Origin of the sequence: Enterococcus sp. DIV0970a (genome assembly GCF_051711265.1) — a bacterium.
In the GTDB taxonomy this organism is placed as follows: domain Bacteria; phylum Bacillota; class Bacilli; order Lactobacillales; family Enterococcaceae; genus Enterococcus_D; species Enterococcus_D casseliflavus.
Genome location: NZ_JBIOMF010000001.1, coordinates 2,319,378 through 2,343,918 on the forward strand (window position 1 = coordinate 2,319,378; position 24,541 = coordinate 2,343,918).

Here is a 24,541-nt window from a genome sequence, read left to right on the forward strand (position 1 = left end):
AAAGGCAAAAGCCCACAATGTAAATTGAACAATGACTTACTTGAAACACTCCGTTTGGTGTTTCGTCACTCATTCAAATTTGCTTGTGTTCTTTTGCCTTGAGTTCTCTATTTTATAAACTATTTTTCTTTTTCGTCTTGCCGCTCCAGCCTTCATATCCTTCTTTTAGGATATAGACATTGGTAAAGCCTTCTTTACGTAATTTATTCGCTGCGCGAATACTCAACGATTTACGCGTGTCATATAAGTAGATCGGTTGATCTTTACGAAATGCGCTGAAGGAATTCGTCAAAACAGTAAAAGGAATATTACGCGCCCCTAAAATATGTCCACTGTCAAACTCATTTTTTTCCCGAACATCGATCACTTGGGCTTTCTTCATTCCTGCTTTGAATTCATCTTCTGAGATGATCGTTGCTGAACGGCGTCCCATGATTTGAAAATACGCCCAGTTCAAAGCGATTGCTAAGATGATTAATCCCAAAACCAAGTTTAGCCACATAATTGGTGTCATTTCTTCTATTCCTCTCTATTGTAACAATCATTCTTTTTTTGATTTATGCTGCTTGAATGTATCATTGCCTAGCAGCTTGGCATCTAAGCTTTTGCTGCAAATTGCAAAGCTAATGATGCTGCCCCGATCACACCGGCATCATTCCCAAGTTCTGCCAATTTGATTTCGGTACTTTCCGTTACCTGTGGGAAGGTAAACTGAGCAAAGTAGGCAGCAACCCGTTCACGTAAAAATTCACCGGCTGCTGATACGCCTCCACCTAAAACGATACTCGATGGATTTAATGTGTTTCCTAAGTTTCCGCATGCCAACCCAAGGTAGAAGCACACTTTATCAACGACCATCAAGCCAAATGGATCGTTTGCTTGAGCCGCTTCAAAAATATCTTTACTTGAAACATCTTCCCCATTGTCCAGCTGCTGTTTCAATGCCGAATCGCCAGCATATTCTTCTGCCAACTGTCGAGCAACTCGCACAACACCCGTCGCACTAGAAACCGTTTCTAAACAACCACGTTTGCCGCAAGTACATTCAAACCCTTCAGGATCAACAGTGATATGACCGATTTCTCCGGCACAACCAGCAACCCCATGAAGCAATTGCCCTTCCATGATGATACCGCCGCCAACACCTGTACCTAGTGTGATAAAGATGACATCAGGATTGTTATCCCCTGCCCCTTTCCAACGCTCACCTAAAGCTGCTACATTGGCATCGTTATCGATGGCAAACGGGATTTTTGTGCCTTTTTCAATCAGTTCTTTGACTGGCTGAAGTGTTTTCCAGTTCAGATTGTAGGCACCGATGACGGTTCCTTTGTCACGATCGACACTTCCTGGTGTCCCCATACCAATACCGATAAATGCTTCTGGCTGTAAGCCATATAATTCTAGGCGATGATTGATCGATGCCACGATTTCTGGCACGATATGTGAGCCTTCATCAAGAATATTGGTGTCAATACTCCATTTTTGCTGAATCTCCCCTTCGCTCGTTAAAATAGCGAATTTCACCGTTGTTCCGCCTAAATCAATTCCGATGATTTTTTTGTCCATCACTTGTTTTCCTCCCGGCTTTCTTCAATTCGATGCTCCCGCGTAAGAATTCGCCGGGCAGTCAGATATACATCCCGATCTATCAAGCGACTGTCATAAAAGTTTTTCAGCTCGATTTGCATCAGTTCTATATCGTAGATCCGCTTGCCGACATATACGTAAACACCAAATTGTTTCAGTAATTGTTGTACGTCATATAACGTTTCCATTTAACCACTTCCTGCTTATTATACAAGTAATTAATATTTTTTAAAACCATATATCACAAAAATAGCCAATAAGAAAACAAAGAGTACGCCAGAGAGGATTCTGGTGTGTATCGAATATTTTCCATAGTTCTTTGGCAATGCCAAAAGATTCCCTAACAATAACCCACCGAGGATCCCCCCAATGTGTCCCCACATATCGATCGTTTGATCAAACACCCCAAAAACCAGGTTCAATCCAACGAATAGGGCAAATTGCCGTACCATTGCTTGGATGCGGTAATCATTTCTAAAATGCCAACCTAAAATCAAAAATGCCCCGAAAAGTCCGAATAAAGAAGTACTAGCGCCTGCTGATTGAACCCCTATTTGGTTGAAGGCAAAACTCATGGTATTGCCCATGATGCCGCTTAGCAAATACAAGGCAAAAAAACGGCTATGACCATAGATGGCTTCTACTTGCTGCCCCATATAATACAGAATCACAGAATTGATCGCAAAATGAGCCAAACCGAAATGTAGAAAGATCGGGGTAACGAAACGCCAATATTCATTTAAATAAACGACAAACGGACCAAACATCACTCCGCCTGATTGAATAGAGGGACTAAAATAACCTAAGATAAACACAATTGTTTGGATAGCTAAAAACAGATACGTGAAGACCGGCTGATTCAGCCATCTTTTCATTTGAGAATTCATTGACGTGCTCCTTTACGTGCGAATAAGAGAATCCGTATAGATTTTATCGATTGGGATGTCGAATACATCTGGTGTCCATTGATCGTTGAATTGCTCTCCGAAGACCAAAGAAACGGTCTTGCCATCGAAAGCTGACAAGAAACGATCATAATAGCCGCCGCCAAAGCCGATGCGATAGCCGTTTTTAGAAAACGCCAAACCGGGAACAATCAGCAAATCCAAGTGATGGGCTTCTTGCTCACTGATCGGCTCTTCAACCCCAAATGCCGACGCTTCATAACGCGTTGTCGGCTCCACATGATAAAACTGCAATTTTTTCTGTTGTGCTTTCGGCACTGCGATTCGTTTGTTTTGTTCAAATCCTTTAGCAAAAATAGCCGCTGTGTCAAATTCAAATGGCAACGAACGGATCACACCTACTGACTCAGCTGTTTGCCAAATCTGAGAAGAAAACAGCAACTGCAAAATCAGCGTTTCTTTCTGCTGCTTTTGTTTGATTGGCATTTGTTTTAATGTTTGGATCATGTGCTCTCTAATGACTGGTTTTTCCATTGGATCACTCCTCTCAGAAATAGTACCAAAAACTGTGTCCAAATAGCAAACTAGAATCGCAGTTTTCTTGACAAGATCATGACTAGTTGCTCATCCTTCTTTACGTCGGATCAGCAAAAAGACAAAGTATGGTGCCCCTACGATAGAAATGATGATACCAGCTGGGATCTCGCCGCTTGTCAATAGCAAACGACCGATCGTATCACTGACTAAGACTAGCAGACTGCCGATCATTCCCGCTAAGAAAAAGGCACTGCGAGATTCTCTGCCGATGAGTCCCTTAGCGATATGAGGCGCCAATAAGCCCACAAAGGCTAAATTACCAGTATAGCCAACCGTACTGGCAGCCAAACCAACCGCGATCACTAAAAACCACGTCCGCAAACGGGTCAAAGAAACCCCTAAGCTAATTGCCTGCTCCTCGCCAAAGCCAAGTAAGTTAAGCCTTGGTACGGTCCAGAAAGCTGCGACAGACAATACGATGACCCAAGGAAGCAGACTGGTGATTTGCTGCCAAGAAGTACCCCAAATCGAACCAGAAAGCCACGCTGTTACAAAGCGATAGCGGTCTTTTGATAATTCCACCGTAAAGAGTAAGGTAGCCGCCGCCAGCCCTGCATTGACGGCGATTCCCGCCAGCAGTACTCGCTCCATCGATAACAATTGGCGGTGCTTATAGGCAATCAAATAGACCAGTACAGCAGCTAATAAACCACCGATGATCCCAACGACAGGCAAAAGCTGCGATCCTTGGGTATAAAAACCTAAGTAGATCATCACAAAGAGCCCTGCCCCATTGTTGATTCCTACGATACTTGCATCAGCCAACTCATTTCTCGTTACTCCTTGCAAGACAAACCCAGAAAAACCAAAGGCACCACCAGCGATCAGCGCTAGACAAGCCCGTGGTAGTCGAAACTCAGTAAAAGTCAGTACTTGACTCGAAGATGCCGTTCCTTGAAAGATTGCCCCTAATGCCTGAAAGGATAAAATTGTTTTTCCCACCATGACACTTCCTAAAAAAGCGACCATCAGCAGTAGGAAAAAAACAGAGAGTGTTTTTTTCATCAGCCTTCCCTCCGTATCTTGATCAATAGAAAAGGCACACCAATCAATGCCATCAGTATCCCAAAGGGTGTCTCAAAGGGCGGATTGATCAGGCGGCCAGCCAGATCAGCGGCCATCACCAGTGTTCCTCCTCCAAGAATCGTCAAAGGCAAAATCAGTTGATAGTTTTTGCCCACCATTCCCCGCACGACATGAGGAACCATTAAGCCGACAAAACTGACCGGTCCAACAAGCGAAACCGCCATTCCCGCCAAAACTACGACTAACAGTAAGGCAGATGCCCGAATCAGATGTGGGTGCTTGCCTAATGAAATGACGGTGTCATCTCCTAGCGCTAACAGATTCAACGCTTTTCCTAGACGTAGCACAAAAACGATGGCAATCAGATAGATGGGGCCCACAAAACGCAGTTGCTGCCAAGTCACATTTGCGGCACCACCGATAAACCAAAAGGCTAGCTCTTGATTTAAATCAAATTGCAGTGACAGGGTCTGACTGATGGCTGAGAAAAAAGAACTTAGTGCCACACCAGCCAAAATCAAACCTGTAGGTGACATACCCAATTTGGCATAGCGAGTCAATAAAAAAAGCAGCGCAGTTGCCGCAAAGGCACCAAAAAACGAAAATAGCGCCGCTTGACTCGGTTGAATACTAGGAAATAGGATAAATGCGATCGCTAATCCCATCGCAGCCCCACTGTTGACACCTAAAAGACCGCCATCTGCCAGAGCGTTTTTCGTAATTCCCTGCATGATAGCTCCCGTAACAGCAAAACAACTTCCTACTAGAAAAGCAGCCAACACACGGGGCAATCGAATATTGCGCAAGACTTGATGCAGCTGATTCTCATAATCAAAAGCAAAGATAGCATCCCAGATCGTTTCAAAGGAAAGGTCTGCAGCGCCTTGGGTGATCGCCAAAAAGAAACAGATAATAAAGCAGCCGCTAAAAAGCAGCAGCAACCAAGGAAACTTTTTCATGCTTGGGCTCCTAACTCATAGGTCAAGACCAATGGCTTTGTGCTATTAGGAAAGGTACCTAACATGGCATCGATCTCAAACAAACGCTGCAGCCACTCTTTGGTCAGCACTGTTTCCGGTGTACCAGAGACCAACAGTTCTCCACCTTTTAATGCATAAATATAATCAGAAAAACGTGAGGCATGATTCAGGTCATGAATCGACATAATGATCGTTTTTCCGTAGGTTTTATTGATTTGCTGTAATAAGAGCAAAATTTCTAATTGATGCGCAGGGTCTAAAAAAGTCGTTGGTTCATCTAAAATCACGATATCCGTATCTTGCGCCAGTGCCATGGCAATCCATACGCGCTGTTTTTGTCCCCCTGACAGCGTACTGATCGTTTCATCTGCTAGTGCCGTCAAACCCGTTGCCTGCAAGGACCAGTCAATCGCTGCAAGATCTTGTTCCGATAAACTATTTAGTCCTTTTTGATAGGGAAAACGACCATAAGAAACAATTTCGCGAATCGTCAAGCCAATCGATGAATCGCTAACTTGTGAGAGCAGCGCAATCTTTTTCGCTACTTCTTTGGTTTTGATGTTTTGCAGGTTTTGTGCATCTAAGAGGACCTCACCAGACAAAGGCCGTAAAATTCGGGCAAGTGCCTTTAAAAACGTCGATTTCCCACTGCCGTTCGGACCAATCAAGCCGATGATTTTCCCTTCTGGCATCTCAATTGTTAGATTTTGCACAATTTTTTGTTTTTGATAGCCGACACTCAAGTCAACTGTTCGTAATTTCGCCATATTCGTCCCCAAAATAAATGATTGATAATGCTTATCAATTATGAATGTAATCCTACTATTCGTCAATAGTTCTAAAAAAAGGAAATAAAAAAATAAGATTGACAAAGGCGCGTTTCTTCGTGATAATAGCTATCAGCAAATGAGAATTATTCTCAATTAAAATAATAAGTGCTCAACATGTAACAAAGGAGGAAATGTTTCTATGAAACAATGGTCAAAAAGAAGTACTTGGCTTACCCTGCTAGCTGCCTGCTCCCTTACCCTACTGGGTGCTTGCGGCACGAATAATGACTCAACGGATAGCAGTGGATCAGCCACTACTTCTTCAGAAATAGCAACAACCTTTACCGATGCGATGGGAAATGAAGTCACTGTTCCCGAAAACCCACAGCGGGTGATTGGTAGTTATTTGGAAGATTATTTGGTCGCTTTAGGGGTAACACCGGTTGCTCAATGGACCGTCGGCAATGACAGTGATCAAGCATACTTGCAAGACAAACTGGCGGAGGTTCCAAGGATTAACTACGATCTGCCCTTTGAAGATGTCTTGAGCTTTGAGCCAGACCTGCTGCTGATGGATAGCAATTCCATGGTGGAAGGCGACAAATATGATCAATACAGTAAAATTGCGCCGACCTATGTGGTCACAAATGGCGAAGACGTGACCTGGCGGGAACGTCTGACAGATATCGCAAAGGTGTTACACAAAGAAGAGCAAGCTGCCCAAGTAGAAGCTGATTATGATGAATTAGTCGCTGCTACCAAAGAAACGTACGCTGATCAAATCCAAGGCAAGTCGATCGCTGTTTTATGGGTGGTCAATAACTCTGTCTTCATGGTTTCAGAAACAAAATCAAGCGGTCAGCTGCTGTATCACGAACTCGGTTTTGAAGTTCCCGCACTGGTTTCGGAAATCAGTGAAAGTGCCACTGCTGATTGGTCTGCCGTTTCTCTGGAAAAATTAGCAGAATTGGATGCCGATTACCTGATTTTAGTGAATAGTGATAAAGGCGCTGATTTTTTCAGTGAACAAGTCTGGCAAAATCTTAATGCAGTCAAAAACAATCATTTATGGGAATTCGGCCCTGAATCAAGCTGGCTCTACAACGGTCCGATCGCCTACACCAAAATGATCGAAGATATCCAGAGCAAATTGGACTAATGCGTTTCAAGAAATTCGTCAAGTAAAACTACTTAACAAATTTCAGGAAAAAGCTAGCATTCCCTCACGAAACATGCTATTATATTTTAGTCTGAGAGATTTCTTAGAGGATTCTTGTATCGTTAGGGGGGAAAAACATGCGCGTAAACATCACATTAGAGTGCACTTCTTGTAAAGAACGCAACTACTTATCAAACAAAAACAAACGTAACAATCCTGATCGTTTGGAAAAGAAAAAATATTGCCCACGTGAAAGAAAAGTTACTTTACACCGCGAAACAAAATAATGCTATTTAAGAAGTTCGCAAACGCTGATAACCAAGGCGTTTGCGAACTTCTTTTTTTTGTAAAAACTAGCTTTGAGGTGATAGTTTTGAATGGAACTCCCCTTCTATTAGCCCTTGTTCTTTCAAACTTAGATAGTAATTGCATCGTCTCCTTGATTGCTCTTTGTTTTAGCTGCTTCTTGACTTCTCTTCTTTGGACTTTTAGACCATTTCTTTGTAAAGTCACAAAAATAAATTTTAATGTATAATGTATAGAAAAAAGGAGAAATTAAATGTTTAACAAAGAAGAAAAAGAGTTTCGTTGCAACCATTGCAAAAAAGTGATCGGCACAGGTGAAGTCGTTTGGACAAAATGGCCGTTTCCGCCGAAAGCTTCTGCTTACCAACTAAAACCCAGAAAAGAATTAGCACTGATAAACGCGCCGATCCTTTGCCTAAATTGCTCAGAAAAGCTTCTCCTGGAACACATCGAATAACTATTCTTTTCATCGTTTTATTGTCTCTCTTTGTCCATCATAAAAAGAAGCAGGCAGTAGCCAAATTCACTTAGTGAATGCACTGCTGCTTTTTTTCTGGCGGAAGAATAAGGCGAACCCATGAGCAACCACAAAAGTTTCAGGGGCGATTAGCGACAGCTTTATTTTCCGAAATTTTTTGCAGTATCTCTCCCGCGATTATGCGCGAGATGATTTTGGCAATAACCATAATATGAAGCCGCTCTCTCCCGTTGCCACCTTTTCTGTACACTTTGATCTCCGATCGACCCTTTCATGCTATACTGCCTATAGGAGGTGAACCCATGCTTGGCAATTTTGCGTATCTACCTAGTAACTATCGTCTGTTTTATGGCGCTTTTCTTTTTGTTCTTATTGGAAATATGCTTTTCATTTTCATCAAACACCCTGCTTGGACCTTTAGCCTACCGACGGTGATTGTCCTCTTCTTAATAAATGTCTTCTTTTGGACAAAATACACGAAGAAACTTATTCCTTGCGCAACAGATACACTGTTTTATGTTCTGCTCTTCCTCTTGGTATTTCACAATCACTAACATAATGCTTCTTTTGATACTGATTGTTTCTCTTTCCCCTATTTCGTCATAGCAAAGGAGTGTTGATGCGATGGAGATTTCCCATATCACGTTGATCGTACAGAATTTAGCAAAGACGACAACGATGCTGGAAACATTGTTTGATGCAGAGGAAGTTTATGATAGTCAAGATCAGGCCCATTCTTACTTCCCAGAAAAATTCTTTTTGATCGATGGCTTATGGCTTGCTGTTATGGAGGATGCCTCCCAGAAGCTGCCGAAAACGTATAACCATATTGCCTTTAAAATCGATCAAGCTCAAATCGATTCCTTGATTACGCGCATCCAAGGACTAGGATTGAAGATCGAAAAAGATCGTTCCCGCATCAAAGGCGAAGGTGCTTCTATTTATTTTTATGACGATGACAACCATTTATTTGAATTGCATACTGGTACGTTGGCTGAACGGTTGCACCATTACCGTCTGACAGAAACGAAGTGATCTTCATTGCTAGCAACTGCATGGACTGTTATGTAAAGAACGCCCACATGAAAGGAAGAAAACAATGAAACTAGATATGGTCGGTATTATCACAAAAAACATGGAACAGGCACTGGCTTTTTATCAAGTACTTGGCTTCACGCCACTAGGTCAGCACTCAGAAGATTATATGGAATTAGCAAACGACGGGGTTCGCATCTCCTTGAATAGCCGCAAGATGGTTGCTGGGATCTACGGACATGCACCAATGACTGTGGGTGATACGATTGAATTAGCCTTTTTATGTGATTCTCCTGAAGAAGTTGATGCCCTTCATGCAAAAGTCGTTGCTGCCGGGTATCAGTCTTTCAAAGAACCTTGGTCTGCCTTTTGGGGGCAACACTATGCCATTGTCAAAGATATAGACGGCAATCTCTTAAGTTTGTTTGCAACCCTACCTGCCGAAAATTGATTTAAGCTACGACAGTCGGTCCAATGGATCGGCTGTTTTTTTATCCGTTTTTCGGGTAAAAAGACAAAACCCCGTATTTATGTCCAATCGAATTCTGATAATCTGAAATGAATGTATTCCTTATAAACCAATGTTTCCCATCATTATAAAACAAAAATAATCTCTCTATAAAAAAACAAATCCACCTCATCCACTCCTGTTCGCTTGACAAAAAAGAACAAACGTTCGTATAATCTCGGTAAGGAGTGATAAAAATGGGTGGTTTTAATTATGCGCTCGAGCCAAAACGCGATATCTTATTTATCGATGTCAAAAGTTTTTATGCTTCTGTCGAATGCATCTCTCGCGGGTTAGATCCTATCCAAGCGATGCTGGTCGTCATGTCACATTCTGACAATACTGGTAACGGCTTAGTCTTAGCAGCTTCCCCAAAGGCAAAATCGGTATTGGGGATTTCAAATGTGACTCGCAATGACAACCTGCCGACACATCCCGATTTGTACAAAGCATCGCCGCGTATGAGTTTTTATATCAAAGAAAACACCAAAGTCAATAATGTCTTTCGCAAATATGTTGGACAAGACGACTTGCTGCTCTATTCGATCGACGAAACGATGATGGATCTGACCCGTACACTGGATCTTTTCATTCCCGATAAAACGATCTCTCGCGAAGAAAAACGTTGGGTGATTGCCCAGCAAATTCAAAAAGACATTTACGAAACAACGAAATTGTATGTCACCATCGGCATTGGCGATAATCCATTGTTAGCAAAACTAGCTTTAGATAACGAATCCAAACACAATCGTTCCTTGATCGCTGAATGGACCTATGACGATGTACCGACAAAAGTTTGGCAGATCGCCCCTATGACAGAGTTCTGGGGGATCGGTCGGCGCACAGAAAAACGACTTCACTTGATGGGGATTGAAACGATCGAGCAATTGGCTCACGCCAGTCCTGATCTTTTACGCAGTCGCATGGGGATCATTGGCGAGCAGCTCTATCATCACGCCCATGGCATTGATCGCACGATTTTATCTGAACCGACACCACAAGTGATGGAAAAAAGCTACGGCAATAGCCAAGTCCTACATCGCAATTATTATTTACAAGAAGAAATCGAGATCGTCATCAAGGAAATGGCGGAGCAAGTTGCCGCTCGGATTCGCCGTCATCATTGTCAGACCGCTTGTATCAATGTTTACATCGGCGTAGCCTTTGGTGAAACTGCCTCTGGTTTTTCCCGACAAATGAAGATCCCGCCAACTGATAATACCCGCAAACTTGTGGCTCATTGCCTGTTTCTCTTTCGAAAATTTTATACGGGGCAAGTCGTTCGCCACATTGGTATTACCTATTCAAAATTGGTTTATACAGAAAATGTCCAGCTGGATCTTTTTGAGCAAGCAGAAACGCAGTTGCGCCAGCGTAAATTAGATTTGATCATCGATAAGATTCGTGAGAAATACGGCTTCACTTCGATCGTTCATGCCACAAGCCGAATGGAAGGCGCTCGCGCCATTGCTCGCAGCAAATTAGTCGGCGGACATGCCGGTGGTCTAGATGGGATCGCTAATATAGGACCCGTCCATCAGCAAAAGGAAAAAGAACCGTTTGCTGATGGTTCGAAAAATACTGGCACTTGATTCGTTTTTCTTTCCTTTTTGCTGACAAATCTTAAGATAACATTAACAAACGGTCCATTTTTTAAAGATTTATGTAATTTCGATTCGCCCAGCTCCCCCTTTGTTCTTTTCTAAGGTACTTTAATAGCAAGGAGTGTGAGCAGATGAAAATTGACAAAATCGAATACAAACGAGTCATCAACGGTGCGGGACACCTTGAGTACGATTTGCTGCAATATTTAGAAAAGAATCGGGCGACTGCTGCACAAAACCTGAAACAGTCTGAGATCGATTACCTTTTAGAAAAAGATATTCAGCATCGTATCATCCAACATGCGCGTAAGAGTTTCTTTGGCGATACGATCGTTTTAAAAGATGAATATGCCGAAGACTATCTTTTATTAAAAAAGTATACGGATATGTTCCAAGAATCATTCTAAAAAAAACGCAGAACCAGCTGGTTCTGCGTTTTTCTTATTCTTCGAAATGTTCTTTATAGACATCATCGACTGTCTGATTCGGGTCGATCACGATATAAAGGCTCTTCGTTTTCTCACTGATTTTTGTTGATTGGTATACGTTATCCAATCCTTCCGTATCTTTGTCCTTATATGGGAAATACACAAGATCCGGTGTACCGTTACGGTAAAGAATTTCCATCCGTTCGATATCTTCATATTTCAACGCACGGGCAAACATCCCTAATTCAAGCCCACCTAAGTTGATGTCATGCGTTGCCACATGATCGCCTTCTTGGAAGATTTCAATTTTGAACCCAGCACATGGATGAATCTCAACAAATTCGCTTCCGTGGATGCGGCCAAAACTGGTCGTGATTTGTTTGATCCACAAGTCACCGATGTAACGGCGCTCAATCGTCCATGTTTCTCCATTACGGAAATAAAATTTTAAAGCTTTCATTTCTCTAGCCATGACAAAACGCTCCTTTTTATTAGTAATACACTTTAATTCTAACACATAGTCGCCATCGGGACACAAATTAACTTTGTTTTTCGTTGACTTTTTTCATGAACCGAGAGATTTCCACTGCCGCTCGTTGATGCGTCCCATTGGCAATGATCTGTTGTTTCTCGTTGATTACCTGATAATGAAATTGGAGCCCCTGTTCTTTTTCCCACTGCACAAGAACTGTGATTGTCGCTCCAACTGGTGAAGGCTTCAAATGATTGATCGAAAACTTTGTACCGACGGTAGTAAACCCTTTATCTAAAGTAGGCTCAAGGGCTTCCCAACAGGTGTTTTCCACCATTGCTACCAATCGTGGGGTTGCTAAAACGTCTAATCCCCCAGAACCCAAAACAGCCGCAGTGTCTTGCTGTCCCACGATAAATTCTTTTTTGCTTTCCATTCTTCAGTTATCCCTCCTTTGCTAAATACGCTTGGACAAACGCTAATAGTGCTTCTTTTTCATTAGGGATTTTTCGTGTGATGACTGCAGCTTCGGCAGCGGTCAAGACTTCTTTGAGCCACGGACCAGAAGAACGATCGATCGTTTGCAGTAAATCACGTCCATTGATCGCCAACTCCTTCAGTGAATGGATCGGCAGCTGCTGATAGCGCTGACTGATTTTTGCTGGATCGTTGGGCTGATTGTCATAACGCAATAATCCTTCGGCTAAACAGGTTGCTTCTAGACCGAACTGATACAACACTAGGTCATTCCATTCGCCGTTTCGACGCGCGAGCAGTGCTTGATAAGCCGTGTGTACTTGGCGGATGCAGTCATTGGAACATTTCCAAGCTTTTAAAAAGCTGCGGACTGCCTCCGGCGCTAAACCCATTTGGTCAATCAGCAAAACCCAGGCCGCCGTTTCGTTTTCTAATGGGATCGTTGGCAGGTCTGCCATCCGCAGTAACGCCTCACCGTATTCCCGCAAGCCTGGGCAATAGATATAGCATTCGGTTTCTACTAGCGCCCGTAGTGCTTGGTTCCGATGATTGCCTAACAGCAATTTCACGAATTCAATCATGATCCGTTCAACAGAGATTTTTCCCAACAAGGCATGATTCGCATGGATAGCAGCCAATGTTTCTGTTTCTAAAACAAAGCCCAATTGACTGACAAAACGCAGCCCCCGCATCATTCGTAGGGCGTCCTCATGGAAACGTTCCTGGGGGTGACCCACTGCTCGTAAAATCTGATTATCGATATCTGCCAGACCATCGAAAAGATCAATGATGACACCATCTTCTTGAAGTGCCAACGCATTGATGGTAAAGTCCCGCCGTTTTAGATCTTCTTTCAGGGAACGGACAAAATCCACTTTGTCGGGTCTGCGGTAATCTTGATAGGCTGCTTCCGTTCGAAACGTAGTGATCTCATACTGCGCCTGCTCCCACAAAACCAACACCGTCCCATGCTCGATGCCAATGTCAATGGTTCGAGGAAAAAGTGCCTTGATTTCGGCTGGAAATGCACTGGTAGCAATATCGACATCATGGATCGGCTGGCCTAAGATCGTGTCTCGCACGCTGCCGCCGACAAAGTATGCTTCATAGCCTGCGGCTTCGATTTTTTTTAAAAGCGGTGCAGCTTCCGCAAATTCTTTTGGTAATTTAGTCAGTTTCATTTACTTTCCCATCTTTTCTTTCAAAACGATACGCATCCCGCTGATTGAATTTTGCCATATTTTCCTCAAACACTTCAGTCAGGTCGATGTCTAGTGAATTGGCCATGATCATCGTCACAAAGAGCACATCTCCGAGTTCTTCTGCCACTGTTTTTTCAACTTCATCGCTTTTTTTATTTTTTTCCCCGTAATAGTGATTCACTTCTCGCGCCAATTCGCCGACTTCTTCGGTCAAACGAGCCATTTGGGCGAGGGGGCTGAAATAGCCAGTTTTGAATTGCTGAATATACGCATCGACTTCTTCTTGCATCGATGCCAAAGAACGTTTTTCTGTCATTTTCTCCACCCTTTCTCGTTTATCTTACCAAAAGAATGGCTGCCTGCCTAGATAGAGCCCCCTTCAGGATTTGTTGTACATTCAATGATTTCGTGCTACATTGATACTTGTGGAAGTTGAATAACGGAGGAAACAGGATGCGGGCATTTTTTTCATGGCGAACGATTCGCGATATTGTTTTGATTATTTTTGGTACAAGTATCTATGGCTTCGGTCTAGTCTATCTAAATATCCCAAATGACTTAGCAGAAGGCGGTGTGACGGGGATCACCTTGATCCTGCGAGCCTTATGGGGAATCAATCCTGCCATCAGTACACTGATCTTAAATATTCCGATCATTTTGATCGGTGGCAAAATTCTTGGTCGACGCTCATTAGTGTATACGATTTTAGGAACTTTTGGTTTGTCTTTTTGGTTGGCATTCTGGCAGAGTGTTCCCCTGTTGATCGATCTGCAGCACGATCTGCTGATCGTTGCGCTCTTGGCTGGTTTGATTGCAGGGATCGGTAGTGGGATCGTCTACAAGGTCGGGGGAACGACTGGCGGAGTCGATGTATTGGCACGTATTTTAGAGAAAAACTTTGGGGTGACGATCGGTCGTTCGCTTTTGATCTTTGATGTGTTCGTCCTGTTGCTTTCTTTGACTTATATAGATTTGAACCGCATGATGTATACCTTGATTTTTTCTTATGTCTTCACGCGCGTGATCGATTCGATCCTAGATGGCGGCTATTCAGCCAAAGGGATCTTAGTGATCAGCAATCACAGCGAAGAGATGGCTCCTGTTTTAATGGATGAATTAGAACGAGGCGTCACGTTTTTACAGGGCGAAGGGGCTTACTCAAGAGTGTCGAAACAAATCATTTATATGGTGGTCAGCGGGCGGGAGATTTCTGAAGTCAAGCGCATCGTTCATGACTTTGATCCGCAAGCGTTTGTTTCTGTCATCAATGTCCATGAAGTCGAAGGTGAAGGCTTTACCTACTTAAGACCTAAGTCGCGGTTCTTACAGCGCAAAACCGCTGTTTCTAAAACAAAATAAAGATTGAAAAAAGCAGCCCCGATTAAAAGGCTGCTTTTTGCTTGTTAACGGCTTTCTTCTTTTTGCTGGAGCAAGTGTCGATTTACTTCATCGGAAAGTTCTAAGAAGGCATCACGATCCCCATTTTCCAAGGCTAGATCGATTTGCCGATACAAGGTATCGATTTTGGTTTTTGTTTCTTCTTTTTCAAGGTACTGAGTAACATGTTGGGTCATTTCTTGATCCAAGTGGTCGTTCCAACGTTCATAAGGATTGTCTTCTAAAACTGCTAAATAAAAGGATTGCGACCAAGAATCTGGGAAGAGACATTCAAGATACAAGGGTTGTTTCCAATTCATGCGAATCTCATGAAAAATCTGATCAATGTCATAAAAGGTCTGCCCTTCGATGCTCAAGACAAACGGTTCGCCCCCAATTTCTGTACTGCGGACACTCAAGCCCCGTTTGGCTGCGGCCGCCCCTTCTACAAAATGAACATTGGTCAAGATCGCTTCATGGTTCGCCAGATAGTTTAACACCCAAGAGACTTCTCGGCGGCTGAAGGAAACGGTCGAAACTAACCAATTAAGAAACTTTTTCTTTTCTTGTACATTGATGTTCATTTCTCTCACCTATCTTTCTAATAAGTCCTCCACGATCGACTGTACTTCTAAATCACCTGGCTCATGCGCCAAATAATGCTGCAGCAAATGAAGTGCTTCAGGTAAACGCCCTTCTTCACGTAAGAAAATGCCATATTCTTTCATAAATGCTGGCTCATGGTGCAAATCAGCATTGGCTTCTTCGTAATAGTTTGCTGCTTTGTCAAAATCTTCCAGCGCATTATACGCTTGCGCCAAATTCCAAAGGGCATGCGGCTGTTCATTGTCTTCCATTCGTTCGATGGTCAAGATCGCTTCTTGCCAACGCTCTTCATTCAAGTATAAATTACTTAAGGTCAGTAACGTATCATCTTCTTTGTCACCAGTCTCCAGTGCTTTTAGTAAAAATGATTCTGCTGCTTCACTGTCATGAAGTCGGTAAGCATTCTCGGCAGCAAAATGATAGAAATCCACTTGATATGGATCTTCATGAATCCCTTCTTCGATCACACGCTGCGCTTCTTCCAGCTGCTCTTCTTCTTGCAATGCTTCTGCAAGATAAAGATACAAGGCACGGTATTGCGGATTCATGACCCGCAACTGCTGCAAGTAGCGAATCGCTTGTTCATTTTCTTTTAGCTGCAAATAGACTAAAGCTGTTTGAAAAAGACGCTCATCGGTCTGTTCGTCTTCTAGGCTTGCTTCAAAATATTCCAATGCCTCTTCAAACTTGCCAGCCATACTCAATGATGTACCCGTCCGTTCAACGATCGAGATCCCCGAAATATCCGTGATTTCTTCTTCCAGCAATCCTTGATAAAGGTCAACGGCTTCTTGATAGCGATCAGTCGAAAAGGCTAACTCCGCTAGGGCAAACCGTATCAAAGGTTCATCTGGCACAATGCTTTGCGCTTCTTTTAGTTTGGCTTCACTAACTTCAGGGATACCGATCAATTGGTAAAGATCCGCACTCAATAGCAAGGCTTGCAAATACGCTTCACTGGTCGGTGGTATTTGATCAATATAGGCAAAAGCCGTCTCGATCTGGTCTTCTTCCATCGCAATTTCTGCTAAAGGAAGCAGCAAAGCTTCATTATCAGGATGTCGTTGTTGCAAGGTTTCAAATAACGTTTTCGCCTCTTCCAAAAAGCCGATCTGCAATAGTTCATCACCTAAAGCGCCTAATGTCTCATCATCATCTTTTTGCAGAGCTTCGGTAAAATTTAATTGTGCTTCAGCCAGTTCTTCCGCGGCTAATGCCTTTAACATTTTTTCACTATATGTTTCCATTTAGACCCCTCGAATCTCATTGATTAATCGCTGATAAGTCTCCATCGTCTGGACGAGATCTTTTTCCTCGATTTTCGTTCTGCCCCCTATTGTACCAACTTTTGCCAAAAATAACAGTTTTTTTTCTTTTTGCTGCAATTCCAGTACATGACTGAAATATTCGCTTAATGAAAAAGACTCGGGCAATTCGATGGGAAAACCTAAGCGGGCAAGCCATGGGCAGAACACGGGCAGATCAACAGTCAATTGCTGCTGGACGGTCCACATAAAATGAAACAAAAAGCCAAAGAATAATTTCATCGCATCAGACAGCAAGTGCCCATTTTCCGTTCGATAAGCAGCATCGGCAAAGAGTTGGCCAAACTCTTCCAATTCGCTGCCTGATTGCTGGTATAGTTGGATCAACCGATCGGTATACGCAGCCAACGAATGTCTCATCAACGCCTGATGACTGGGATAGGTTCGATAAAGCTCTTTTAAAAACTCACTATCGGCAAGCACGCCACAACGAATCAGAGTCAAAAAATCGACCAATTTCCCATCGATCTGTTTTTCTGCGATCGTCTGATCGTAAATAACAAATTCGGGTGTATTAGGATTTTCCAGCATCGGGATATCTGGCTTTTTCACAACGATCGCTGTTTCTTTCACACTTTTAGCTAAGGCCCGCAAGGAAACGGGAATCAGCCAAAGCTGTGTCGTCAGAACCGACGTCGCGTGGATAAAACTGCTCAATGCCAACACGCCTTCATTCCCAAAACCGACGATCAACAGCGGCTCTTGTTTTGAAAAGCGACCGAAGAAATCCATTGCAGCTTTAAACTCGCTAAAGTTGTTGCAATACATTTGATTGGTACAAATATACCAATTGACCTCTCGTGGCAAAAACAGGCGGGTCAATTTTTCTGAAAAGCGGTCATAATAGCGCTGATTCGTCAAAATGATCACCTGCTGCGGCTCGATCGACTGTTCTCTCATGACCGATGCTAGTGTTTCACCATAAGAAATTTGGGTTTCTTGTTCATTTCGGAAAAAAACAGCTTCCATCGGCTCACTCCTTTGCTACTACTTTCTATTATAACAAGAAGCCGCTTAAACACCTACTAAATCGCTAATGATTAGGAAGTATTTTCCTGTGATTGGTTCAACGATCCGATAAAAAGCAAAAAACATGATTTCCTCTTCTTCCAAAGGAAAATCATGTTTTTTCTTAAACCAAAAGTGAGTAGAGTGATTGATTTTGCTGAAGGTTGATATAGTTTTGGTCAAACTGTTCAATTCGTGACAGTAATGCGGGGAGATCTTTTTTGTGTTTCAACAAGATTCCCAGCATTACTGGTCCTGTTCCACGATTGATTTTTTTTGTATATTCAAACCTAGTGATATCATCATCGGGACCTAATACATGGCTAACAAATTCCTTCAACGCACCGGGACGTTGTGGGAAATTGACGATAAAATAATGTTTCAATCCTTGATAGATCAGTGATTTCTCTTCGATCTCTGCCATACGGGAACTATCATTGTTACCACCACTCACAATACAGACGACTGTTTTGCCTTTGATTTGCTCTTTGATCAGATCCAAAGCTGCCACACTCAAGGCACCAGCTGGTTCAGCGACGATCGCTTGCTTGCTGTACAATTCCAGAATCGTTTGACAGATTGCGCCTTCTTCCACAGCTACCAATTGATCCACGTAGCGTTTGGCATGGGCATAGGTTTGAGCTCCGACTTGTTTGACCGCTGCACCATCCACAAAGGTTTCAATATGCTCCAGTGCCACTGGTCCTTGATGATCAAAGGCGGCTTGCATCGAGGCTGCCCCTACAGGTTCTGCTCCAACAACTTTTATCTTCGGTTGCTTTTCTTTCAAATAGGCTGCGGTTCCGCTGATCAAGCCGCCCCCGCCAATCGCTGCCACGACCAGATCGATCGTTACTTGTTTTTTTTCAGCATCCGCCAGCATCTCCACAGCAACGGTTCCTTGTCCTGCGATAATATTAGGATCGTCAAAGGGAGCAATGAAAGCCATTTGCTGTTCTTTTGCAAAGTGTTTAGCCGCTTGGGCTGCCGCATCAAACGTATCTCCCACCAATTCGATTTTGACATAATCTCCACCGAAAAAGAGGACTTGCGCGATTTTTTGCTGTGGCGTCGTTGTCGGCATGAAAATAACCGCTCGGATCTGCTGTTCTTGACAGGTATAAGCAACACCTTGCGCATGGTTCCCGGCACTGGCACAGACGACGCCACGACGAGTCAGTTCAGGATCTGCCTGGGTGATCGCATAGTAGGCACCGCGTAATTTGAAGGAGCGGACTTTTTGCAAGTCCTCTCGCTTCAACAAGACCGTCGCTTGATACTTCTCAGATAAAAAGCGATCATACTGCAGCGGCGTATGACTAACTGCTCCCCGCAGTCGCTCGTAGGCTTGTTCGATTGCAGAAACTGTCACCAACAAACGCGTCCCTCCTAATCTTTCGCAACAAACGGCATCATTTTCCGTAACTCGCTGCCGACTTTTTCAATTTGATGATTGCCGTTTTCCTCACGCATTTTATGGAATTCAGGGAAGCCGTTTTGATTGTCTTCAATGAATCCTTTCGCAAATTGGCCGTTTTGGATGTCTGTCAATACGGCTTTCATGTTTTCTTTGGCTTGTGCAGTGATCACCCGTGCACCAGAAACGTAGTCACCATACTCAGCCGTATTCGAGATCGAATGGCGCATTTTTTTGAAGCCTCCTTCATAAATCAAGTCAACGATCAGTTTCAATTCATGACAAACTTCAAAATAAGCCAATTCCGGTTGGTACCCCGCTTCTACCAATGTTTCAAAGCCCGCTTCGATCATACTGGTCAAACCGCCACAAAGTACGGCTTGCTCACCGAAAAGATCGGTTTCGGTCTCTTCTTTAAAGGTCGTTTCCAAAACGCCGACCCGTGTGGCACCAATGCCTTTTGCATAGGATAAAGCCGTTGCTTGTGCGTTGCCAGTCGCATCTTGATAAACTGCAAACAAGGCTGGTACCGCAAACCCTTCGGTAAAGGTTCGACGCACCAAATGACCTGGTCCTTTTGGCGCAACTAGAAAAACATCCACCTCTTTTGGTGGCGCGATCACATCAAAATGAATATTGAAACCATGAGCAAATGCTAATGCATTGCCCGCAGAAAGATTCGGTTCGATCTCATTTTTATACAACGATCCTTGGATCTCATCGGGTGCCAAGATCATGACTACATCCGCTTTTTGAACGGCTTCGGCTACTGGGAAAACCTCAAATCCATCGTTTCTTGCGGCTTCCGCTGATTTTCCTTCACGAATGCCGATAAAGACTTCATGACCTGTGTCCCGTAAATTTTGCGCATGAGCGTGCCCTTGAGAGCCGTAGCCGACGATCGCAATCTTCTTGTCTCCTAGATTATCTGTAACTTCCTCGTTGTAATATACTTTTACCATACTTGTTTCCTCCGAATTCTTTCTTTATTTTAAGCAATTCAAAATTGCACTTACCCTCTTGTAAAGCCAGTGACACCCGTCCGTGCCAATTGTTTGATGCCGTATGGACGTAAAACTTCGATGCATGCTTCTACCTTTTTCGTATCGCCGGCAACTTGCACAACGATCGTTTTCAGTGCCACATCGACAATGTGTGCTCGAAATGGATCGATCACTGCTTGGATCTCCGAACGGCTTGTGGTTGGCGCATTGACTTTGATCAGCACCAGCTCCCGTTCGATATGAGGAACTTCTGTAATATCAGAAACCTTCAAGACATCGATCTGCTTGTTCAAATGCTTAGTCACTTGTTCTGTTTCTGCCAAATCGTTCACGTTGACAATGATCGTCATTCGTGAAAATTCTGGCCGTTCCGTTGTGCCGACAGAGATACTCTCGATATTGACCTGCCGGCGGTTTAAGACACTCGTGATACGGCTCAAAACACCTGCTTCATTATGGACGATTGCTGCTAATACCCGTTTCATCCCCTTAGACCCCCATCATTTCATGATTGGCTTTCCCCGGTGGGATCATCGGTAGCACATGCTCAGATGGCGAGACCATTACTTCGATCAGCTGCGGCCCTGCTTGAGAAAAAGCTGCTGCCAATTGATCAGCCAGTTGCTCTGGGGCATCGATCCGACAGCCTTCAATGCCATAAGCCTGTGCCAGTTTGACAAAATCAGGCTGCTGCGCAAAAACGGAGGCAGAGCGCCGCTTGCCATGGAATGTTTCTTGCCATTGGCGAACCATTCCTAAAGAGCAGTTGTTCAATAACACAAATTTGACATTCAAGCCATACTCATTCAAAATCGCAAATTCTTGGTTCGTCATTTGAAATCCACCATCGCCAACGAACACCACGACCATTTTTTCTGGATGAGCAAATTGAACGCCGATTCCTGCAGGGATGCCATAGCCCATCGTCCCTAGTCCGCCACTGGTGATCAATTGTTTGGGAAAGCGAAAAGGATAATACTGCGCGACCCACATTTGATGCTGACCAACATCGGTGATGACGTAAGCCTCTCCTTTGGTCAAACGCCCTACTTCTTCGATGACTTTTTGTGGTTTGATTTCTTGTGTCTGAGTGCGATCATAGCGATAAGGTTTTTCCTTTTTCCGTTTTTGGCATAGATCCAACCAAGTCGTCCAGGTTCCTCTTGTTGGTGGGTACCGCAGCATTTGCTGCAAAGCAGCCTTGGCATCGCCGACGATTGGGATCTTTGTTTCTACGATCTTGCCGATCTCCACTGGGTCAATATCGATATGAGCAACGATGGCCTGCTTGCCGAACTGACTGCCGGCCGTTGCTAAGCGATCATCGAAGCGAGAGCCGATATTGATAATCAAATCGGCTTCTGATAAAGCCATGTTCGCCGCATAGGTGCCATGCATACCGCCCATGCCTAAGAAAAATTGATGATCACTTGGCAGTAAGCCTAAGCCAAGCAACGTTGTCACTGTCGGCAACTTGTACTTGGCAATAAATGCATTTAGTTCAGCCGCAGCTTCGGCAGCGATCACGCCTGCACCCGCCAATACCACTGGTCGCTGAGCTTTTTCCAAGACTTGCATCAGTTTTTCGATTTGCAGACGGGAAGGCTCTGCCGTTGGTTGATAGCTTTTCCTTGTGATTGGCAACGAGCAGGTTTCAGCGGTTTCTTGTAAGGTAATATCTTTCGGAAGGTCGATGACAACCGGTCCTTTTCGCCCTGTGGAAGCGATATGAAAGGCTTCAGCGATCACTTTTGGCAGCTCATCGACACAGCGGACTTGGTAGTTGTGCTTCGTGATCGGCAACGTGATACCCAGAATATCCGCCTCTTGGAAGGCATCTTTGCCAATTCCTGGTACCGCCACTTGTCCCGTGATAACTACCAATGGTACGGAATCACTCATAGCATCGGCAATGCCCGTGACGACATTTGTAGCACCTGGTCCGCTCGTCACTAAAACGACTCCAACATTGCCAGTAGCTTTGGCATAGCCTTCAGCGGCGTGGATCGCGCCTTGCTCGTGACGCGTCAAAATATTCGGAATCGCTGCATCATATAATTGATCATATAACGGCAGGACGGCGCCGCCCGGATAGCCAAAGATCATTTCGACGCCTTGCTCTTGTAAGCTGTCCACTAATACTTGTGCGCCAGTCCTTAGATGCGATGCTTGATACTCGATATTTTCCATTGCTACTCCTCCTCATCAGGTACTCGCATAATCCCGCCCGTATTGGCAGAAGTCACTAAAGCGGTATAACGTGCAAGCCATCCTTTTTTCACTTTTGAACGAAACTTCGGTCGTTCTTGCGCGCGCTCGGCAAGCTCTTCATCGGATACTTGCAGATTCAGCGTTCGATTTGGTAAATCTATAATGATTTCATCGCCATCGTTGACAAGGCCTAATGGACCCCCTGCAGCGGCTTCTGGCGAAATATGGCCCACGGCGATTCCTCGGGTCGCTCCTGAAAAGCGGCCATCGGTGATCAAGGCGACATCTTTGCCTAACCCACGTCCAACGATACTTGAGGTAGGCGCCAACATTTCTGGCATACCTGGTCCTCCTTTTGGTCCCTCATAGCGGATCACTACAACATGTCCTTTTTGTACGGTATGATTGTCGATGGCAGCAACTGCTTCATCATGTGAATCAAAACAGATCGCTTTGCCTTTGAACACTTGGACACTTGGATCGACCCCACCGACCTTGATGACACTGCCTTCTGGGGCGATATTACCGTACAAGATCGATAGACCACCCACAGGACTATACGGGTTTTCTTTGGGATGAATAACTTCTTCGTTGTGGATCTTCGCTTCAGCGACATTTTCTCGTAACGTCTTGCCTGTGACAGTCGGTCGATCAGGATGAATCGCTCCCTCGATATCACAAAGCTCCCTTATGATTGCCGAAACGCCGCCAGCTTCATGAACATCGTGCATCGAATAGGCTGATGATGGCGCGATTTTTGAGAGATAAGGCACTCTTTTAGCGATTTCATTGACCCGTCTTAAGTCATAATCGATCTCAGCTTCATTGGCGATCGCTAAGGTATGCAGCACTGTGTTGGTGGAACCCCCCATCGCCATGTCTAAAGCGAAGGCATCATCAATAGCTTCTTTGGTCACGATGTCTCGAGGTTTCACTTGTTTTTCAACAAGATCCATCAACTTAAAGGCGGCTTGTCTAACTAGTTCTCGTCGTTCTTCAGACACGGCAAGAATCGTACCATTGCCTGGCATTGCCAATCCTAAGATCTCTAAGAGACAGTTCATTGAATTGGCAGTAAACATCCCTGCACAGGAACCGCAAGTCGGACAGGCATTTTGCTCCATAAATTCAAAGTCTTCTTTCGTCATGTTGCCAGTCTTGTAAGTCCCCACGGCTTCAAACATGGAAGACAAGGTTATCTGGTGGCCCCGTGGATCAATACCGGCTTTCATCGGACCGCCAGAACAAAAGATCCCCGGTACGTTCGTCCGCATCGCTGCTAAAATCATGCCAGGAGTGATCTTGTCGCAATTCGGGATATAAAATACGCCGTCAAACCAGTGAGCATTGATCACGGTTTCTGCGGAATCAGCGATCAATTCTCGGCTGGGTAGCGAATAACGCATGCCAATATGGCCCATCGCAATGCCATCATCCACACCGATCGTATTGAACTCAAAAGGGATGCCGCCAGCTTCACGAATCGCTTCCTTAGCGATATCTGCTAACTCCCGTAAATGCACATGTCCAGGCACAATATCGATATAGGAATTACATATCGCAATAAATGGCTTGTTCATGTCATGGATATTTTTTACTTGTCCTGTGGCATAGAGCAGACTCCTAGCTGGCGCTGCATCGATCCCTTTTTTAATCTGATCACTTCTCACACTCATCATCTCCTGCATTTTGGAATAAAAAAAAGCATCCCGGTTATAAAAAACTGGGATGCTTTGCCAGAATCCCATTTTACTTACGCAAATAGGACTCAAACAAACGGATAATTTTTGCTTCCGTGTTCTAAGTCCTGGTATCAATAATAATGACTAATAAATATTGATTAAAATTGCGCATAGAAAATGGCTCCTTCATTAGAAATAGTAACGTTCTTGTAATTGTTTACCAATATACCCTTTGCAAAAACACTTGTCAACGAATTTTCTGAATTTTTTTTCAATAATGACAATTTCAAGGAACCCTTCCTCACATTAGATGTCATTTAATCGCTTGCTTCTTTTGATAAAAATGACTTTTAAATCACCTTTATTCTTGCTTG

The 24,541-nt window shown here is 44.0% G+C and carries 29 protein-coding genes; 9 read left to right on the forward strand and 20 right to left on the reverse strand.

Annotation, left to right across the window (positions count from 1 at the left end):
- Positions 1–112 precede the first annotated feature (112 nt).
- From IGK14_RS11060 to IGK14_RS11095, 8 genes are all read right to left on the reverse strand, one after another.
- The gene (locus IGK14_RS11060) at positions 113–514 is read right to left on the reverse strand and encodes a rhodanese-like domain-containing protein (protein ID WP_005229396.1); all 402 of its coding nucleotides are present in this window, start codon (positions 512–514) and stop codon (positions 113–115) included.
- A gap of 83 nt (positions 515–597) precedes the next feature.
- Positions 598–1,569 (reverse strand): ROK family glucokinase, encoded by a 972-nt coding sequence (locus tag IGK14_RS11065; protein ID WP_005229395.1) that lies wholly within the window; start codon positions 1,567–1,569, stop codon positions 598–600.
- Positions 1,569–1,778 carry a YqgQ family protein gene (locus IGK14_RS11070; protein WP_005229394.1) on the reverse strand — a complete coding sequence of 70 codons (210 nt, stop codon included), beginning with the start codon at positions 1,776–1,778 and terminating at the stop codon, positions 1,569–1,571. The genes IGK14_RS11065 and IGK14_RS11070 overlap by 1 nt, the downstream gene beginning before the upstream one ends.
- Positions 1,779–1,808: 30 nt before the next feature.
- Positions 1,809–2,477 (reverse strand): rhomboid family intramembrane serine protease, encoded by a 669-nt coding sequence (locus tag IGK14_RS11075; RefSeq protein WP_005229393.1) that lies wholly within the window; start codon positions 2,475–2,477, stop codon positions 1,809–1,811.
- A 12-nt stretch (positions 2,478–2,489) separates the two neighbouring features.
- Complete coding sequence (locus tag IGK14_RS11080) at positions 2,490–3,029, reverse strand: 5-formyltetrahydrofolate cyclo-ligase (RefSeq protein WP_010749307.1); 540 nt, start codon at positions 3,027–3,029, stop codon at positions 2,490–2,492.
- 90 nt (positions 3,030–3,119) lie between these two features.
- The gene (locus tag IGK14_RS11085; RefSeq protein WP_010749306.1) at positions 3,120–4,097 is read right to left on the reverse strand and encodes a FecCD family ABC transporter permease; all 978 of its coding nucleotides are present in this window, start codon (positions 4,095–4,097) and stop codon (positions 3,120–3,122) included.
- A complete protein-coding gene (locus IGK14_RS11090; RefSeq protein WP_010749305.1) occupies positions 4,097–5,077 on the reverse strand; it encodes a FecCD family ABC transporter permease in 981 nt (326 codons plus the stop codon). Before IGK14_RS11090 ends, IGK14_RS11085 begins: the two co-directional genes overlap by 1 nt.
- Positions 5,074–5,865, reverse strand: a complete 792-nt coding sequence (locus IGK14_RS11095; RefSeq protein WP_010749304.1) for an ABC transporter ATP-binding protein — start codon at positions 5,863–5,865, stop codon at positions 5,074–5,076. The genes IGK14_RS11090 and IGK14_RS11095 overlap by 4 nt, the downstream gene beginning before the upstream one ends.
- Positions 5,866–6,067: 202 nt before the next feature.
- On the opposite strand from IGK14_RS11095, the gene IGK14_RS11100 reads away from it, so the two are divergent.
- From IGK14_RS11100 to IGK14_RS11135, 8 genes are all read left to right on the forward strand, one after another.
- Entirely contained in the window at positions 6,068–7,027 is a 960-nt protein-coding gene (locus IGK14_RS11100) for an ABC transporter substrate-binding protein (RefSeq protein WP_010749303.1), read from the forward strand.
- 137 nt (positions 7,028–7,164) lie between these two features.
- The gene (rpmG, locus tag IGK14_RS11105; RefSeq protein ID WP_005229384.1) at positions 7,165–7,314 is read left to right on the forward strand and encodes a 50S ribosomal protein L33; all 150 of its coding nucleotides are present in this window, start codon (positions 7,165–7,167) and stop codon (positions 7,312–7,314) included.
- Positions 7,315–7,586: 272 nt separating this feature from the next.
- Positions 7,587–7,790: a hypothetical protein gene (locus IGK14_RS11110; protein WP_010749302.1), complete on the forward strand. Its 204-nt coding sequence runs from the start codon at positions 7,587–7,589 to the stop codon at positions 7,788–7,790.
- A gap of 323 nt (positions 7,791–8,113) precedes the next feature.
- Positions 8,114–8,365: a hypothetical protein gene (locus tag IGK14_RS11115; protein WP_010749301.1), complete on the forward strand. Its 252-nt coding sequence runs from the start codon at positions 8,114–8,116 to the stop codon at positions 8,363–8,365.
- A 70-nt stretch (positions 8,366–8,435) separates the two neighbouring features.
- Entirely contained in the window at positions 8,436–8,846 is a 411-nt protein-coding gene (gene fosX, locus IGK14_RS11120; protein ID WP_010749300.1) for a FosX/FosE/FosI family fosfomycin resistance hydrolase, read from the forward strand.
- 64 nt (positions 8,847–8,910) lie between these two features.
- A complete protein-coding gene (locus IGK14_RS11125; RefSeq protein WP_010749299.1) occupies positions 8,911–9,297 on the forward strand; it encodes a VOC family protein in 387 nt (128 codons plus the stop codon).
- A 254-nt stretch (positions 9,298–9,551) separates the two neighbouring features.
- Positions 9,552–10,946, forward strand: a complete 1,395-nt coding sequence (locus IGK14_RS11130) for a Y-family DNA polymerase (RefSeq protein WP_010749298.1) — start codon at positions 9,552–9,554, stop codon at positions 10,944–10,946.
- A gap of 143 nt (positions 10,947–11,089) precedes the next feature.
- Positions 11,090–11,365, forward strand: coding sequence for a hypothetical protein (locus IGK14_RS11135; protein WP_005229370.1), 276 nt, complete (start codon positions 11,090–11,092; stop codon positions 11,363–11,365).
- A 34-nt stretch (positions 11,366–11,399) separates the two neighbouring features.
- Here IGK14_RS11135 and IGK14_RS11140 read toward each other — a convergent pair whose 3' ends face one another.
- The 4 genes from IGK14_RS11140 to IGK14_RS11155 form a co-directional block, all read right to left on the reverse strand.
- The gene (locus IGK14_RS11140) at positions 11,400–11,858 is read right to left on the reverse strand and encodes a hypothetical protein (RefSeq protein ID WP_005229368.1); all 459 of its coding nucleotides are present in this window, start codon (positions 11,856–11,858) and stop codon (positions 11,400–11,402) included.
- Positions 11,859–11,925: 67 nt separating this feature from the next.
- Entirely contained in the window at positions 11,926–12,294 is a 369-nt protein-coding gene (locus IGK14_RS11145) for a thioesterase family protein (protein WP_010749297.1), read from the reverse strand.
- A 7-nt stretch (positions 12,295–12,301) separates the two neighbouring features.
- On the reverse strand, positions 12,302–13,516 hold the full coding sequence (locus IGK14_RS11150) for a CCA tRNA nucleotidyltransferase (RefSeq protein ID WP_010749296.1): 1,215 nt from the start codon (positions 13,514–13,516) through the stop codon (positions 12,302–12,304).
- Complete coding sequence (locus IGK14_RS11155; RefSeq protein WP_005231912.1) at positions 13,503–13,853, reverse strand: nucleotide pyrophosphohydrolase; 351 nt, start codon at positions 13,851–13,853, stop codon at positions 13,503–13,505. Before IGK14_RS11155 ends, IGK14_RS11150 begins: the two co-directional genes overlap by 14 nt.
- A 137-nt stretch (positions 13,854–13,990) precedes the next feature.
- Here IGK14_RS11155 and IGK14_RS11160 point away from each other — a divergent pair, with 137 nt between their 5' ends.
- Complete coding sequence (locus IGK14_RS11160; protein ID WP_010749295.1) at positions 13,991–14,896, forward strand: YitT family protein; 906 nt, start codon at positions 13,991–13,993, stop codon at positions 14,894–14,896.
- Between the two features lie 44 nt (positions 14,897–14,940).
- On the opposite strand, the gene IGK14_RS11165 is transcribed toward IGK14_RS11160, so the two are convergent.
- From IGK14_RS11165 to ilvD, 8 genes are all read right to left on the reverse strand, one after another.
- Entirely contained in the window at positions 14,941–15,498 is a 558-nt protein-coding gene (locus IGK14_RS11165) for a YpiB family protein (RefSeq protein WP_005229358.1), read from the reverse strand.
- A gap of 9 nt (positions 15,499–15,507) precedes the next feature.
- The gene (locus tag IGK14_RS11170; RefSeq protein ID WP_005229356.1) at positions 15,508–16,767 is read right to left on the reverse strand and encodes a tetratricopeptide repeat protein; all 1,260 of its coding nucleotides are present in this window, start codon (positions 16,765–16,767) and stop codon (positions 15,508–15,510) included.
- Complete coding sequence (locus IGK14_RS11175; protein ID WP_438712246.1) at positions 16,768–17,814, reverse strand: hypothetical protein; 1,047 nt, start codon at positions 17,812–17,814, stop codon at positions 16,768–16,770. It abuts the gene before it with no gap.
- Between the two features lie 163 nt (positions 17,815–17,977).
- Positions 17,978–19,231, reverse strand: a complete 1,254-nt coding sequence (gene ilvA / locus IGK14_RS11180; protein WP_034695989.1) for a threonine ammonia-lyase IlvA — start codon at positions 19,229–19,231, stop codon at positions 17,978–17,980.
- A gap of 11 nt (positions 19,232–19,242) precedes the next feature.
- Positions 19,243–20,232, reverse strand: coding sequence for a ketol-acid reductoisomerase (gene ilvC / locus IGK14_RS11185; RefSeq protein ID WP_005229350.1), 990 nt, complete (start codon positions 20,230–20,232; stop codon positions 19,243–19,245).
- A gap of 50 nt (positions 20,233–20,282) precedes the next feature.
- Positions 20,283–20,759, reverse strand: a complete 477-nt coding sequence (gene ilvN / locus IGK14_RS11190) for an acetolactate synthase small subunit (protein WP_005229349.1) — start codon at positions 20,757–20,759, stop codon at positions 20,283–20,285.
- Positions 20,760–20,763: 4 nt separating this feature from the next.
- The gene (ilvB, locus tag IGK14_RS11195) at positions 20,764–22,464 is read right to left on the reverse strand and encodes a biosynthetic-type acetolactate synthase large subunit (RefSeq protein ID WP_010749292.1); all 1,701 of its coding nucleotides are present in this window, start codon (positions 22,462–22,464) and stop codon (positions 20,764–20,766) included.
- 2 nt (positions 22,465–22,466) lie between these two features.
- Positions 22,467–24,155 carry a dihydroxy-acid dehydratase gene (gene ilvD, locus IGK14_RS11200; RefSeq protein ID WP_010749291.1) on the reverse strand — a complete coding sequence of 563 codons (1,689 nt, stop codon included), beginning with the start codon at positions 24,153–24,155 and terminating at the stop codon, positions 22,467–22,469.
- Between the last annotated feature and the right edge of the window lie 386 nt (positions 24,156–24,541).